General features: G+C 54.9%; 12 protein-coding genes. 5 read left to right on the plus strand and 7 right to left on the minus strand.

Translation table 11 applies throughout. From position 1 onward, the window contains the following. On the minus strand, positions 1–922 hold a 922-nt coding region (locus EA58_RS07910; RefSeq protein ID WP_036751257.1), incomplete at its 3' end, for a YifB family Mg chelatase-like AAA ATPase. Positions 923–1,339: 417 nt separating this feature from the next. On the opposite strand from EA58_RS07910, the gene ilvG reads away from it, so the two are divergent. The 5 genes from ilvG (at position 1,340) to ilvA (ending at position 7,675) form a co-directional block, all read left to right on the plus strand. After that, positions 1,340–2,989: an acetolactate synthase 2 catalytic subunit gene (gene ilvG, locus EA58_RS07915; RefSeq protein WP_036751166.1), complete on the plus strand. Its 1,650-nt coding sequence runs from the start codon at positions 1,340–1,342 to the stop codon at positions 2,987–2,989. Beyond that, positions 2,986–3,246, plus strand: coding sequence for an acetolactate synthase 2 small subunit (gene ilvM, locus EA58_RS07920; protein WP_036751168.1), 261 nt, complete (start codon positions 2,986–2,988; stop codon positions 3,244–3,246). Before ilvG ends, ilvM begins: the two co-directional genes overlap by 4 nt. A 12-nt stretch (positions 3,247–3,258) precedes the next feature. Then, positions 3,259–4,197: a branched-chain amino acid transaminase gene (locus EA58_RS07925; protein WP_200872171.1), complete on the plus strand. Its 939-nt coding sequence runs from the start codon at positions 3,259–3,261 to the stop codon at positions 4,195–4,197. A gap of 77 nt (positions 4,198–4,274) precedes the next feature. Continuing rightward, positions 4,275–6,116 (plus strand): dihydroxy-acid dehydratase, encoded by a 1,842-nt coding sequence (gene ilvD, locus EA58_RS07930; protein WP_036751172.1) that lies wholly within the window; start codon positions 4,275–4,277, stop codon positions 6,114–6,116. Between the two features lie 5 nt (positions 6,117–6,121). Then, the gene (gene ilvA / locus EA58_RS07935; RefSeq protein WP_036751174.1) at positions 6,122–7,675 is read left to right on the plus strand and encodes a threonine ammonia-lyase, biosynthetic; all 1,554 of its coding nucleotides are present in this window, start codon (positions 6,122–6,124) and stop codon (positions 7,673–7,675) included. 75 nt (positions 7,676–7,750) lie between these two features. Here the strand turns inward: ilvA and EA58_RS07940 are convergent, their stop codons facing one another. The 6 genes from EA58_RS07940 to EA58_RS07965 all read right to left on the minus strand — a co-directional run bounded on the left by EA58_RS07940 (position 7,751) and on the right by EA58_RS07965 (position 14,681). Beyond that, a complete protein-coding gene (locus tag EA58_RS07940) occupies positions 7,751–8,131 on the minus strand; it encodes a helix-turn-helix transcriptional regulator (RefSeq protein ID WP_036751176.1) in 381 nt (126 codons plus the stop codon). A gap of 295 nt (positions 8,132–8,426) precedes the next feature. Next, positions 8,427–9,650: an MFS transporter gene (locus EA58_RS07945; protein WP_200872170.1), complete on the minus strand. Its 1,224-nt coding sequence runs from the start codon at positions 9,648–9,650 to the stop codon at positions 8,427–8,429. A 229-nt stretch (positions 9,651–9,879) separates the two neighbouring features. Beyond that, on the minus strand, positions 9,880–11,715 hold the full coding sequence (gene glmS, locus EA58_RS07950) for a glutamine--fructose-6-phosphate transaminase (isomerizing) (protein ID WP_036751178.1): 1,836 nt from the start codon (positions 11,713–11,715) through the stop codon (positions 9,880–9,882). A 27-nt stretch (positions 11,716–11,742) separates the two neighbouring features. Continuing rightward, positions 11,743–12,516 (minus strand): DeoR/GlpR family DNA-binding transcription regulator, encoded by a 774-nt coding sequence (locus EA58_RS07955; RefSeq protein WP_036751179.1) that lies wholly within the window; start codon positions 12,514–12,516, stop codon positions 11,743–11,745. Positions 12,517–12,685: 169 nt separating this feature from the next. Next, entirely contained in the window at positions 12,686–14,047 is a 1,362-nt protein-coding gene (gene glmU / locus EA58_RS07960) for a bifunctional UDP-N-acetylglucosamine diphosphorylase/glucosamine-1-phosphate N-acetyltransferase GlmU (RefSeq protein WP_036751181.1), read from the minus strand. 211 nt (positions 14,048–14,258) lie between these two features. Next, complete coding sequence (locus tag EA58_RS07965; protein WP_036751183.1) at positions 14,259–14,681, minus strand: F0F1 ATP synthase subunit epsilon; 423 nt, start codon at positions 14,679–14,681, stop codon at positions 14,259–14,261. Positions 14,682–14,692 lie beyond the last annotated feature (11 nt).

Consider the following 14,692-nt stretch of genomic DNA (forward strand, 5'->3'; position numbering starts at 1 on the left):
ATTCCGGCATTTCGTCTAAAAACAGAATCCCGTTGTGGGCCAGTGAGATTTCACCGGGGCGGGGGATGGAACCGCCGCCGACCAGCGCCGCCATCGAACTGGAATGATGCGGAGCACGAAACGGGCGATTACGCCAGTTGCCGGCATGAAGCGACTGAGCCGTCAGGGAGGTGATGGCCGCTGTTTCCAGCGCTTCCTCGACGGCCATCTCGGGCAACAAATCACACAGCCGCGAGGCCAGCATGGTTTTACCGGTGCCGGGCGGCCCGACGAACAGCAGGTTATGGCCGCCAGCGGCGGCTATCTCCAGCGCTCTTTTTCCCTGTTGCTGCCCGATGATGTCCTGCATGTCCCGTCCGTGGTTGACCTGCTCGCGCTGTCCCGGCTCCCGGCAGTGCAGCGACAAGGCTTCCTGTCCACAGAGGTAAGCACACACCGCCAGCAAACTGGCGGCCGATTTGTGTTTCTCACGCCCGACCAAGGCCGCCTGATCACCGTTGGCGTCGGGCAACACCAGACAGCGATCCACCTGTTTCGCGGCCAGTGCGGCGGGCAGAGCCCCCTTCACCGTCCGCAATTCACCAGAAAGCGCTAATTCACCTAAAAACTCATGATCATGCAGCTTACTGTCCGGGATTTGCCCGGAAGCTGCGAGAATCCCCAAAGCAATCGGTAAGTCAAACCGACCGCCTTCCTTCGGCAAATCGGCCGGTGCCAGATTCACGGTGATCCGTCGGGCCGGAAACTCGAAATTAGCATTCACGATGGCACTTCTGACCCTGTCCCTTGCTTCCTTGACCGTGGTCTCCGGGAGTCCGACCAGATTCACTGCAGGCAGGCCGTTGCTGAGGTGAACTTCCACCGTCACCGCCGGAGCATCAACTCCGACACAAGCCCTGCTGTGTACGATTGCCAGCGTCATTTTCATCCCCTTGAATATCGAAATTAACCACCTTCTCACTAAATATCCGAGACAAGGCAGCACAATGTCTGCAAGATATCCAAAGCGTATTGAAAATAACCACAACAAATTTCTTGTCATGCGACGAAAGTCTGTGATAAGACTAAAGGCGCACAACACATATACAATAATTTCGGACAGACAAGTCAATGCTATTTAACCTCAACCTACTGGTCCTCATTATCAACGTCATCGTGGTGATTATTTCACCGCGACGGGGGCTGGCAGGCGGAAAATAGCACATAAGCAAACACACGCAGAAAAAGCCCCCGCACCGAAAGGTCCGGGGGCTTTTTTCATACCAGAGCCGGGAAAAGACTGCATCAAACCCATCAATCGCAGCAACCGGCCAAGGTCATCAGAAAACAGGGAGCCATGATGACAGGCGCAGAGTTAGTAGTAGAAGCCTTGAAGCAACAAGGGGTGAGCACCGTATTCGGGTATCCGGGTGGCGCAATCATGCCCATCTATGATGCCTTGTACGATGGCGGACTCCGGCATGTACTGTGCCGCCACGAACAGGGAGCTGCGATGGCCGCCATCGGGTTTGCCAGAGCCAGCAACAGCGTTGGCGTCTGCCTGGCCACTTCAGGGCCGGGGGCCACCAACCTGATCACCGGACTGGCCGATGCCATGCTCGATTCCATCCCGCTGGTGGCGATCACCGGTCAGGTTGCCAGCCCGATGATCGGCACAGATGCATTCCAGGAAGTCGATGTGCTGGGCATGTCGCTGTCATGTACCAAACACAGCTATCTGGTGACCGACCCAAACGAGCTGCCTGCCGTACTGAACGAAGCCTTTGAAATCGCCCTGAGCGGTCGCCCCGGCCCGGTGCTGGTGGATATCGCCAAAGACGTCCAGCTGGCGGCCATTGCGCATCCACTGGTGCCACTGCACGAAGCGCCAGTCTTACCCGATACCGATCCTGAACACTTTGCGCTGGCCCAGCAGTTACTGGCGGAAAGCCAGCGCCCAATCCTTTATGTCGGTGGCGGCGTTCAACTGGCCGGTGCGGTCGATGCGGTCCGCGCGTTTCTCGCCACAACCCAGATGCCGGCCGTCTCAACCCTGAAAGGACTGGGCGCTGTCGACAAAGATTATCCCTATCATCTGGGCATGCTGGGGATGCATGGCACCAAAGCGGCCAATCTGGCGGTACAGGAGTCCGATCTGCTGATCGCGGTCGGCGCCCGCTTTGATGACCGGGTGACGGGTAAACTGGACACCTTTGCGCCGCACGCCAAAGTCATTCATTTAGATATCGATCCGGCTGAGCTGGGCAAATTGCGCCGTGCCCATGCCGCGCTGCAATGCGATATCAATACCGTGCTGCCGCAGCTGGCCCGCCCGATATCGCTGGCCCCGTGGCAACAGCACGTCGAATCCCTGATGGCAGAAAATGGCTGGCGCTATGACCACCCGGGCGAGCGAATCTATGCCCCACTGCTGCTGAAACAACTGTCTGAACAGATGGACGATCAGACCGTCATCAGTACCGATGTCGGCCAGCACCAGATGTGGGTGGCGCAGCACATGCAACACCGTCAGCCGCACAACTTGCTGACCTCGGCCGGTCTCGGCACGATGGGCTTCGGCCTGCCGGCGGCCATCGGTGCCAAGCTGTCCCGTCCGGACGCTCAGGTGGTGCTGGTCTCCGGCGACGGCTCATTCATGATGAATGTGCAGGAACTGGGCACCATCCGTCGTCTGGGCCTGCCGGTGAAAATCATCCTGCTGGATAACCAGCGTCTGGGTATGGTTCGCCAGTGGCAGGAACTGTTCTTTGACGGCCGCTACAGCGAGACCATCCTGTCCGATAACCCGGATTTCGTTACCCTGGCCAGTGCCTTCGGCATCCCGGGCCAGACCATTACGCGCAAGGAAGAAGTTGGTCCGGCGCTTGAGACCCTGCTGGCAAGTGACACCGCCTATCTGCTGCACGTTGCCATTTCTGAAGCTGATAACGTCTGGCCACTGGTTCCCCCCGGTGGTGCCAACCACGACATGATGGAGGAACCCAAATGACTCAGCATACGTTAACGATCCATGCCGCCAGCCGTCCCGAACTTCTGGAACGTGTTCTCCGGATCACACGCCACCGCGGATTCATGGTAAAACAGTTTTCTATGGCGCATAGTGAAGATGATAAGTCCGTTGACATTGAAGTCACGGTCGACAGTGAACGTCCCATCCTTGCCCTCTACAATCAATTGGACAAACTGTGGGATGTCTCTGGCGTCACCATTTTAGAGCAGCAACAAAAACAACAAATCAGCGCATAAAGAAAGGATTACATAATGGCAAATACAGCAGACTACATCTGGTTCAACGGCGACATGGTTCCTTGGCAGGACGCGAAAGTTCATGTGCTAACCCACGCTCTGCATTATGGCACTTCAGTTTTCGAAGGCATCCGCTGCTATGACACCCCGAACGGCCCTGTGGTTTTCCGTCATCGCGAGCACATGGCCCGGCTGAAAGATTCCGCCAAGATCTACCGCTTCCCGATCCCTTACACCGTGGATGAACTGATGGAAGCCTGCCGCGAGACCCTGCGTGCCAACAAGCTGACTTCTGCTTACATCCGCCCGCTGGGCTATGTCCCGAATGTTGGTCTGGGGGTTTGCCCGCCAAACGGCACCGAAATGGACCTGATTATTGCGGCATTCTCCTGGGGTGCCTATCTGGGCGAAGAAGCACTGGCCAGCGGCGTTGATGCCATGGTCTCAAGCTGGAACCGCGCCGCACCGAATACCGTTCCGACCGGCGCCAAAGCCGGCGGCAACTATTTATCCTCTCTGCTGGTTGGCGGTGAAGCCCGTCGCCACGGCTACGCAGAAGGTATTGCCCTCGACGTGCGCGGTTACCTCTCAGAAGGTGCCGGCGAGAACATCTTCGTCATCCGTAACGGCATCATTTCCACCCCGCCAGCCACCAGCGCCATTCTGCCGGGCATCACCCGGGATGCCATTGTCACGCTGGCAACCGAAATGGGCTATGAAGTCCGCGAAGAGAATATCGCCCGCGAGGCGCTGTATCTGGCTGACGAGATCTTCATGACCGGCACCGCAGCTGAAATTGTTCCGGTTCGCAGCGTCGATCAAATCACCGTCGGTGAGGGCAAACGCGGTCCGATCACCGAGAAAGTCCAGTCAGCCTTCTTCGGCCTGTTTAATGGTCAGACCGAAGACAAATGGGGCTGGCTGGATCCCGTCTACCCAGCCGAAAAATAAGCCACACTATAAAAAGCAAGCACAGCAATGTCCCGCCGGTATCCAGCATACCGGCGGCTCAAAAAGGATTTCACGTTATGCCTAAGTACCGTTCTGCCACCACCACCCACGGCCGTAATATGGCCGGTGCCCGCGCTCTGTGGCGTGCCACCGGAGTCAAAGATGAAGATTTTGGCAAACCCATCATCGCCGTTGTTAACTCCTTCACCCAGTTTGTTCCGGGCCACGTTCACCTGAAAGATCTGGGTCAGCTGGTTGCCGCTGAAATTGAAAAATCGGGTGGGATTGCCAAAGAATTCAACACCATTGCCGTCGACGACGGTATCGCCATGGGCCACGGCGGCATGCTGTATTCCCTGCCGTCACGCGAACTGATTGCCGATTCGGTCGAATACATGGTCAACGCCCACTGTGCTGACGCCATGGTCTGTATTTCCAACTGTGACAAAATCACCCCGGGGATGCTGATGGCTTCCATGCGCCTGAACATTCCGGTGATCTTCGTTTCCGGTGGCCCGATGGAAGCCGGCAAAACGAAGCTGTCAGATCAGATCCTCAAGCTGGATCTGGTCGATGCCATGATCCAGGGTGCCGATCCGAAAGTCTCCGATGAACAAAGCGAGCAGATCGAACGATCCGCCTGTCCGACCTGCGGATCCTGCTCGGGGATGTTCACGGCAAACTCCATGAACTGCCTGACCGAAGCACTGGGCCTGAGTCAGCCGGGGAACGGTTCCTGTCTGGCGACTCATGCCGATCGTAAAGCACTCTTCCTGACCGCCGGTCAGCGCATTGTTGAATTGACCAAGCGTTACTACGAACAGGACGATGCCAGCGTCCTGCCACGTAATATCGCCAACAAGCAAGCTTTTGAAAATGCGATGGCGCTGGATATCGCCATGGGCGGTTCGACCAATACGGTGTTGCACCTGCTGGCCGCCGCACAGGAAGGTGAAGTTGATTTCACTATGGACGACATCGACCGCATGTCACGCAAAGTGCCGCATCTGTGCAAAGTTGCGCCCTCAACCCAGAAATATCACATGGAAGATGTCCATCGTGCAGGCGGGGTTTACGGCATTCTGGGTGAACTGGATCGGGCCGGACTGCTGCACAATGATGTTCCGAACGTACTGGGCATGACACTGGCCGAAGCGCTGACCCAGTACGATATCAAACAAACCAACTCCGAAGCTGTGCAATCCTTCTTCCGAGCAGGCCCTGCCGGGATCCGCACGACACAGGCGTTTTCTCAGGACTGCCGCTGGGACAGCCTGGATGATGACCGGGAAAACGGCTGTATCCGCAACAAAGAACACGCCTTCAGTCAGGACGGGGGTCTGGCAGTGCTGTCAGGCAACATGGCGCAGGACGGATGTATCGTCAAAACAGCCGGTGTAGATGAAAGCTGCCTGACCTTTGAAGGCCCGGCTATTGTGTTTGAAAGTCAGGAAACCGCGGTAGAAGGCATTCTGGGCGGCAAAGTCAAAGCCGGTGATGTCGTCATCATCCGCTATGAAGGCCCGAAAGGTGGTCCGGGAATGCAGGAAATGCTGTATCCGACCACCTATCTCAAGTCGATGGGGCTGGGCAAAGACTGCGCCCTGATCACCGATGGTCGCTTCTCCGGCGGCACCAGTGGTCTGTCTATCGGTCACGTCTCTCCGGAAGCGGCGAACGGCGGCACCATCGGTCTGATCGAAGACGGCGACCGGGTCGCGATCGACATTCCGAACCGCAGCATCGAACTCAAAGTGGATGACGCGACGCTGGCCAAACGCCGTGCAGCCGCCGATGCCCGCGGCTGGAAACCCGTGGATCGCCAGCGCACCGTGTCTTTTGCGCTGCGTGCCTATGCCAACCTGGCGACCAGTGCCGACAAAGGTGCGGTTCGCGACAAATCCAAGCTGGAAGGGTAAATCTGATGCGTGAGCTGACACAGGCCAGTGCCGCTGAGTTTCTCAGCGGGGCTGACTACTTAAGGGAGACGCTGCGTGCGCCGGTCTACGAGGTGGCGCAAGTCACCCCGTTACAGGACATGGAACGGTTATCCAGCCGATTAGGTAACCGGATTCAGATCAAGCGTGAAGACCGCCAGCCCGTGCACTCATTCAAACTGCGCGGTGCCTACAATATGATGTCCCAGCTGACCCCGGCACAACGTCAGGCAGGCGTGATTGCCGCATCGGCGGGCAACCATGCGCAGGGTCTGGCCCTGTCCGGCCGGCAACTGGACGTTCAGGCCATTATCGTGATGCCGCGAACCACACCGGACATCAAGGTCGATGCGGTCAAAAGCTTTGGCGGTGAAGTGGTGCTTCACGGCAGTAACTTCGATGAAGCCAAAAGCCACGCCATCGCCCTGGCTGAGCAGCACGGCTATACCTTCATTCCACCATTTGATCACCCGGCAGTGATCGCCGGGCAGGGCACGATTGGCATAGAACTGGTCCAGCAGAACGGCCACCTCGATTATGTTTTTGTGCCGGTCGGAGGTGGTGGTCTGGCAGCGGGCGTGTCGGTGCTGCTGAAACAACTGATGCCGGAAATCAAAGTGATTGGCGTGGAAGCCGAAGATTCCGCCTGCCTGCGAGCCGCACTGGATGCCGGTGAACCGGTCACCCTGGACCAGGTCGGGCAATTTGCCGATGGGGTTGCGGTCAAGCGCATCGGCGACGAAACCTTCCGTCTGTGTCAGCAATATCTGGATGATGTGATCACCGTCAGCAGTGACGAGATCTGTGCGGCGGTGAAAGATATCTTTGAAGATACACGAGCCATCGCCGAACCCTCCGGCGCGCTGTCGCTGGCGGGTCTGAAGAAATACAGCGAGCAGCATCAGGTGAAAGGCAAGCAACTAGCCTCGATTCTGTCCGGGGCCAACCTGAATTTCCACGGTCTGCGCTATGTATCGGAACGCTGCGAGCTGGGAGAGAAACGTGAAGGACTGCTGGCTGTTACGGTACCGGAACGGCCAGGTGCTTTTCTCGATTTCTGCCGCCTGCTGGGTGGCCGGGCTGTGACTGAGTTCAACTACCGTTACAACGATGACACCCTGGCGAATGTGTTTGTCGGTATTCGCCTGATTCAGGGGCAGGAAGAACTGGACAGCATCATTACCGATCTGCGTAAAGGCGGATACCCTGTGGTGGATTTATCCGACGATGAGATGGCTAAAGTCCACGTCCGCTACATGATTGGTGGCCGTCCATCCAAACCATTACAGGAACGACTGTACAGCTTTGAGTTTCCGGAATATCCGGGCGCGCTGCTCAGGTTCCTGACCACACTGGGTACACACTGGAATATCAGCCTGTTCAATTACCGAAACCACGGCGCTGACTACGGCCGGGTGCTGTGCGGTTTTGAACTGGCAGATCATGACCTGTTGTCGTTCACCAGCCACCTGCGCGAACTGGGTTACCAGTGGAAAGACGAGACCGACAACCCGGCCTACCGCTTTTTCCTGGCACAATAAGCAACAAAATCAGCCCCGCACGTCGGGGCTGTTTCTCATTCCAATCCGTCACTCCCTGATAATGACAGGGCGATTTCAGGATTTATCTTTTTGTGTCAGCGCCCGGGTATATTCCGCCATGAAACTGGCCAGATTAATACTCTGCTGCAGAATCACATTGCGCGCCGAATGGGGCAGTCGACTGAAATACTGCAATAGACGATCGATTTCTTCTTTATATTCGCTTTCCAGAATCTCCAGCCCTTCGTCACCGTAAACAAACCAGGTCAGCGGTCGTTCGGTGATTTCCGAAATCGCTGACAGCAAACGCACCTTGGGTTCCGTCTTTCCGGTTTCCAGGTCCAGATAAGTTTGCCGCGCCACGCCCAACTGCTGGGCCATATGTACCTGAGTCAGGCCTTTCCACTCTCGCGCCTCCTTGATTCGCGAGGCGATCATCGCTTTAGGATCTGTCATCAATACCTCCACCACTGCAATATGTTCTGACCAAAGGCCAGCATAAAATCAGCCAACTCAGGAGCTATTATTTTTTTATTTATTATCAGCACGTTATAAGAAGCAGCATCCTCAGATTGCAAAGTGCAATGCAAAACCGGAAGGATTCAGGCAAAGCATCTGATTTCGCAAATAAAAACGTCACTTCTGTACTCAATCATAGACGCTGGGGATCTGCGCTGGGCAGAAAACGAACGGCGGCACCACAATTGACGCCTTTATCTCAACGCTAAGACAGGGCTGTCTGATTCTGTTGTCACAAAGACGAGGCCAGGTATGCGGATGGGGGCGTGTTCATTCGCCAGTAAACAAATATCCCCATCAAGACGGCACAGGCCATCACAGCCGGTGTCCACAGCGCGAATGTGGATTCTAACATCCAGCCAAAAGCAAGATAGCCGACGGGAACCGATAGAAAACGGGCTGAAGAGAACAGCGTCATAACTCGTCCGAATAAGGCTTCAGGCACTGCTTTTTGAATCAGGGTAACTTCGATAGGACCTGCAAATCCGAGACACAGCCCAATCACAAAAAGCTGAATGAAAAACAACACCTGACTCGTGAAAAAAGACATAGAGAAGAGCACAACCACCAGCAAGAGATAGCCAGAGACAATGATCTGCCGACTTGAGAAACGCTTGCCATAAAAGCCAAAGAGCAGAGATGAAAGACTCGTGCCGGCTCCGAAACAGGTCATCGACAGCCCCAGGCTCATCACGGAGTCAAAGACAAACTTGTTGAGATAAGGCAGATACACAACAAGAAACGGCGTTATGACAAGATTCACCATGGCACTGACGAAAAGCACAGACAACAGGGGGCGCTGCTGTTTCAGATATTTCACCCCGTCGGAGAAGTAAGCCAGCGGACGGGCATCACTCGGTTCAGTCGGTTCAACCTCAGGTCTGAAATATTTCTTCAGAAAAATCATGCCGAAAGCAACCACCAGGAATGTCGCCGCATCAAAGTACAGCGCACTGATCGTGCCAAAGGCCGCCACAATCAAGGCTGCAACCACCGGGCCTAAGAGATCACAGATATTTTCAAGAGTGGTATTCACCCCATTGATCAAATGGTTATCCGATTGGTTCGCTTCAATTTCATGTCTTAAAATCACATCTTTGGCCAAGCGGCTTGGGGTATCCAAGACCGTGCTGAGCATCAACAAGGCCGCTAAAAGACTGAAGGTCAGCAGATCCGCATGATAAAAAACAGGGATCAACAAGACACTGGCAAAATTCACCAGATCAGACAGCACTGACACTCGGAACGTCCCGCATCGGTCAACAAATTGCGCACTGAAAAAGGTCGATAAAATGATAGGGATGATTTTTGCTGACATCACGGCAGCAACCAGTGCCGGGCTATTGGAGATGTCCAAAATAAGCCAGGGGATGGCCACCTCGGTGATGGCATTTCCTAAAATCGTGATCCCATTCAGGGTGAGTAACCCACAGATTGGCCAAGATATCCTGCGCATCAACGAGACTCCTTTCACGTCATTCGCTCTTTCTTCCACAACTTCATGGTGGCATATGATACAAGTTCACTATTCCTGAACAAGAGGAACCACACAATAAAAAAACCTCCTGCAGGGTATTCCCCGACAGGAGGCTTGAAATAAAAACCGCACGCCATGAGCAGGACTGAATTCTGAATCAACAGTGCATCCTGAATGGCAATCTCACCGGAATGAAAACCCGCTCGACTTACTCAACCGTCACTGACTTGGCCAGATTTCGAGGCTGATCGACATCCGTTCCCTTGATCAGCGCCACATAGTAAGACAGCAACTGCAGCGGCAGGGTGTAAAGGATCGGGGCGATAAATTCATCACAGTGCGGGACGTTCAGCACAGTCATCGTATCGTCACTGGCGAAGTGGGCATTCACATCCGCAAAGACATACATCAGGCCGCCGCGGGCACGGACTTCTTCTACGTTCGACTTCAGCTTCTCCAGCAATTCATTGTTCGGTGCCACCACAATCACCGGCATGTCGGCATCGATCAGGGCCAGCGGGCCGTGTTTCAGCTCACCGGCAGCATAGGCTTCCGCATGAATGTAAGAGATTTCTTTCAGCTTCAGCGCACCTTCCATCGCAATCGGCGACTGCTCACCCCGACCCAGGAACAGGGCATGATGCTTATCCGCGAAGTCTTCAGCCAGCGCTTCAATGTCGCCCGCCATCGCCAGCGTCTGCTCAATTTTAGACGGCAGGCTTTGCAGGGCTGACACCAGCTGAGTTTCCTGCGCTTCATTCATGGTCTGATTACCGCGACCAATGGCCGCCACCAGCATCAGCAGACCCGCCAGTTGTACGGTAAAGGCTTTGGTTGAAGCCACGCCGATTTCTGCCCCGGCTTTCATCATGTAAGCCAGATCGGACTCCCGCACCAGAGAGGAGCCCGGCACGTTACAAATTGTCAGGCTCGCCATATAGCCCATTTCTTTTGCCAGACGCAGTGCTGCCAGGGTATCGGCAGTTTCACCGGACTGAGACAGGGTGACCAGCAGGCTGTTCTCAAATACATGTGATTTACGGTAACGGAACTCAGAGGCAATCTCCACGTTACAGGACACACCGGCCCACTGTTCCAGCCAGTAACGGGCAACCAGACCCGCATGATAGCTGGTGCCGCAGGCGATGATCTGCACATGCTTCACTTTCTGCAACAGTTCAGCCGCGTTCTCACCAAACGCAGAAGCCAGAACTTTGCCATTCGCCAGACGGCCTTCCATCGTCCGTTGCAAAGCAACCGGCTGTTCGTAGATTTCCTTCAGCATGTAATGGCGGTACTGGCCCTTGTCGCCGGCATCGTGAGAAACTTCAGACTCTTTGATTTCACGTGCAACCGGCTGGCCGAACTTATCGTAAATGTTCACTTCAAAACGGGTCACCTCAGCCACATCACCTTCTTCAAGGAAGGCAAAACGGCGGGTCACCGGCAGCAGCGCCAGTTGATCAGATGCCACAAAATGCTCGTCCATACCGTAGCCGATTACCAGTGGGCTGCCTGAACGGGCCACCACAATTCGGCTCGGATCGCGACGGTCCATCACCACAGTGCCGTAAGCACCTTCCAGCTGCGTCACGGTCTTCTGCACGGCTTCCAGCAGAGTAGCAGCTGTGCGCAGTTCCCAATCCACCAAGTGAGCGATCACTTCGGTATCTGTCTGAGAGACAAAAGTGTAGCCCCGCTCCGTGAGCACAGCGCGCAGAGATTCATGGTTTTCAATAATGCCGTTGTGCACAATGGCAATTTCATCACCGGACATGTGCGGATGAGCATTGGTTTCCGATGGCTCGCCATGAGTCGCCCAGCGGGTATGGGCAATGCCGGTGCCACCGGCAATCGGACTCGTGGCAACCGCATCGGCCAGCGCCTGAACTTTGCCCAGGCGGCGAACACGATTCAAAGTGTTGCTGCCATCAACGACCGCGACACCCGCTGAGTCGTAGCCCCGGTATTCCAGACGGCGCAGACCTTCAATCAGAATGCCCGCCACATCACGCTGAGCAACCGCCCCAACGATTCCACACATAGAATTCTCCTGCAAAAATATCTTGTTTTATTGATGAATGGCGGCACAGATCACCTGCACCCCCTGTTGTTCAATTTCTGCCTTGGCGGCCGGATCCAGTCCATCATCCGTGATCAGGGTATTGATACTGCACCACGGCAGTTCCAGATTCGGGATACGACGGCCGACTTTGCTGGACTCCACCATGACCACCACTTCCCGAGAGACCTCAGCCATCACCCGGCTCAAACCAATCAGCTCATTGAACGTGGTGGTGCCGCGACTGATGTCGATTCCATCAGCGCCGATAAACAACTGGTCAAAATCGTAGGAACGCAGCACAGACTCTGCGACTTGCCCCTGAAAGGCTTCCGAATGCGGGTCCCAGGTGCCACCGGTCATCAGCAGCGTGGGTTCGTTTTCCAGTTCATTGAGGGCATTGGCAACATTGAGCGAGTTGGTCATCACGATCAGTCCCTGCTTATCGCCCAGCAGACCAATCAGCGCGGCCGTCGTGCTGCCACTGTCGATGATCATGCGGTTATGGTCGCGAATGCGTGCAGCGGCGGCCTGTGCAATGGCTTGCTTTCGAATCGAAACTTCAGGTTCTTGTCCGGCAGCGACGATTTCAGAGGGCATGGCAATCGCGCCGCCATAACGGCGCAACAGCAGACCCGTCGTTTCTAAAGCCGCGAGATCTTTACGGATGGTGACTTCAGAAGTAGAAAACTGCTGGGCCAGCGCATCGACACTGACTTCACCCTGCTCATTCACTAGGGCGACAATGGCATGACGCCGTTGCTGCGTATTTCGTTTCGACATGGAAGTTTTTCTTATGATTTAAGTTTCGAACTGAAACAAAATATAGCAAATCAAAACAACAGAGATCAAGAAATTACCAAGAGGGATAAAACGAGAAGACAAAAAGACGTGACATCAGACACAAAAAAAGCAGCGTCAAAACGCTGCTTTGTTGAGTTCAACATTCAGATTATTTTTTCTTTTCCGGTCGCTTCCAGCCTTTAATGGTGCGGGCTGGGGCACGGGTGATCACAAGCTCTCCTTCACCCACATCGCGATTAATGGTCGCCCCGGCACCAATGGTGGCACCTTTGCCGATTTTCACCGGCGCAATCAGCTGTGTATCGGAACCAATAAACACATCGTCTTCGATTTCAGTTCGGAACTTATTGGCACCATCGTAATTGCAGGTAATGGTTCCGGCACCAATGTTGACGCGTTCACCGATCTCAGCATCCCCCAGATAGGTCAGGTGATTGGCTTTCGACCCTTTCCCCAGACGGGCTTTTTTCATCTCAACAAAGTTACCGACATGAGAATCACCCACCAGTTCTGCGCCCGGACGCAGACGAGTAAACGGCCCCACCGTACAGTCTTCACCGACCGTCGCCCCCTCAATAATACTGTAAGGGCGAACCAGGGTATTGTCGTCAATTTCACAGTCAATCAGGACAGAACCGGCCCCAATCACGACATTGCTACCCAGTGTGACGTTACCTTCGATCACAACATTGACGTCGATTTCCACATCCTGACCACATTGTAGCGTTCCGCGTAGATCAAAACGGGCCGGATCACGCAGCATCACGCCCTGTTCCAGCAGGCGTTCAGCCTGCATCGCCTGATAAGCTCGCTCCAGACGCGCCAGCTGAACACGATTGTTCACGCCTTCAACTTCCACAGCCATCGCCGGATGAACCGCCTGAATCAGACGGCCTTCTGCATGCGCCATTGCGATGATATCGGTCAGGTAGTACTCAGCCTGAGCGTTGTCATTCTTCAGCTGACCCAGCCAGCGTTTCAGATCACCACCATTCGCCACCAGCACGCCGGTGTTGATTTCACAGATGGATTTTTGTGCCTCGGTCGCATCTTTCTGTTCGACTATCGCGACCACGGCATCATTCTCACGCACAATCCGGCCATAGCCAGTCGGATCATCCAGCACCACGGTTAACAAGCCGATACCACCGTCCGGCTGAGCGTCCAGCAAGTTTTCCAGCGTTTCGCTGCTGATCAGCGGGACATCACCATAGAGCACCAACACCTGCTCATCATCTGCAAAATGCTCTGCGGCCTGATTCACCGCATGACCCGTTCCCAGTTGATCGGCCTGCAGTACCCAGTTCACCGACTCTTCCGCCAGGCGTTTCTTCATTAAATCGCCGCCATGACCATAGACCAGATGCAGACGGGCCGCCCCCGCGTCATTACAGGTATCGATCACGTGTTTAACCATAGGTTTGCCCGCCAGGGTATGCAGTACTTTCGGCAGAGCAGAGTACATGCGGGTGCCTTTACCCGCGGCCAGGATCACAGCGCTGAAGCTCATGAATCAGTGTCCCTTCTAATGATGGTGTAAATTATCTTCATGCATTGTATCGGCACATTGCGCCTGATATAAGCCTTTGCCGCATATTATTGACACAATGCATACAGGCAGGCGCCTGCTTTGTGAAGTGTTCCTGCAGTTTCTACCGGAAACAAATCAAAAGATATAAAAAAAGCGACCCGATGGGTCGCTTTTTTGCTCAGGTGCCTGATTAACGCTTCCGCTTGGTCAGCTCGATAACTCGAAGCTGAGCGATTGCTTTCGCCAGGTCACTGGCCGCTTGCGCGAAGTCGATATCGCCGTGCTGATTGTGGATACGCTCCTCAGCCTGACGTTTCGCTTCTTCAGCCTTCGCTGCGTCCAGATCAACACCACGGATTGCTGTATCCGCCAGGACAGTGACTGTCCCAGGCTGAACTTCCAGCATACCACCGGAGAGGTAAATCACTTCCTCACCGCCGCTCTGTTTAACGATCCGAACCATTCCGGGCGTGATAGCGGTCAGCAGCGGAGTGTGGCCTGCGTGAATACCCAGTTCACCTTCGCTACCGGTCACCTGGATATTTTCAGCACGACCAGAAAAGAGACTCTTCTCTGCACTTACTACATCCAGATGGAAAGTTATCGCTGCCATGTCGCCTCCTG

Origin of the sequence: Photobacterium galatheae, assembly GCF_000695255.1 — a bacterium.
Taxonomy (GTDB): domain Bacteria; phylum Pseudomonadota; class Gammaproteobacteria; order Enterobacterales; family Vibrionaceae; genus Photobacterium; species Photobacterium galatheae.

What these genes read in the sequence shown, in the direction of transcription:
- ilvG (WP_036751166.1), top strand. Translation starts at nt 1,340, where the DNA reads ATGACAGGCGCAGAGTTAGTAGTAGAAGCCTTGAAGCAACAAGGGGTG.
- ilvM (WP_036751168.1), top strand. Translation starts at nt 2,986, where the DNA reads ATGACTCAGCATACGTTAACGATCCATGCCGCCAGCCGTCCCGAACTT.
- ilvD (WP_036751172.1), top strand. Translation starts at nt 4,275, where the DNA reads ATGCCTAAGTACCGTTCTGCCACCACCACCCACGGCCGTAATATGGCC.
- ilvA (WP_036751174.1), top strand. Translation starts at nt 6,122, where the DNA reads ATGCGTGAGCTGACACAGGCCAGTGCCGCTGAGTTTCTCAGCGGGGCT.
- EA58_RS07940 (WP_036751176.1), bottom strand. Translation starts at nt 8,131, where the DNA reads ATGACAGATCCTAAAGCGATGATCGCCTCGCGAATCAAGGAGGCGCGA.
- EA58_RS07945 (WP_200872170.1), bottom strand. Translation starts at nt 9,650, where the DNA reads ATGCGCAGGATATCTTGGCCAATCTGTGGGTTACTCACCCTGAATGGG.
- glmS (WP_036751178.1), bottom strand. Translation starts at nt 11,715, where the DNA reads ATGTGTGGAATCGTTGGGGCGGTTGCTCAGCGTGATGTGGCGGGCATT.
- EA58_RS07955 (WP_036751179.1), bottom strand. Translation starts at nt 12,516, where the DNA reads ATGTCGAAACGAAATACGCAGCAACGGCGTCATGCCATTGTCGCCCTA.
- glmU (WP_036751181.1), bottom strand. Translation starts at nt 14,047, where the DNA reads ATGAGCTTCAGCGCTGTGATCCTGGCCGCGGGTAAAGGCACCCGCATG.
- EA58_RS07965 (WP_036751183.1), bottom strand. Translation starts at nt 14,681, where the DNA reads ATGGCAGCGATAACTTTCCATCTGGATGTAGTAAGTGCAGAGAAGAGT.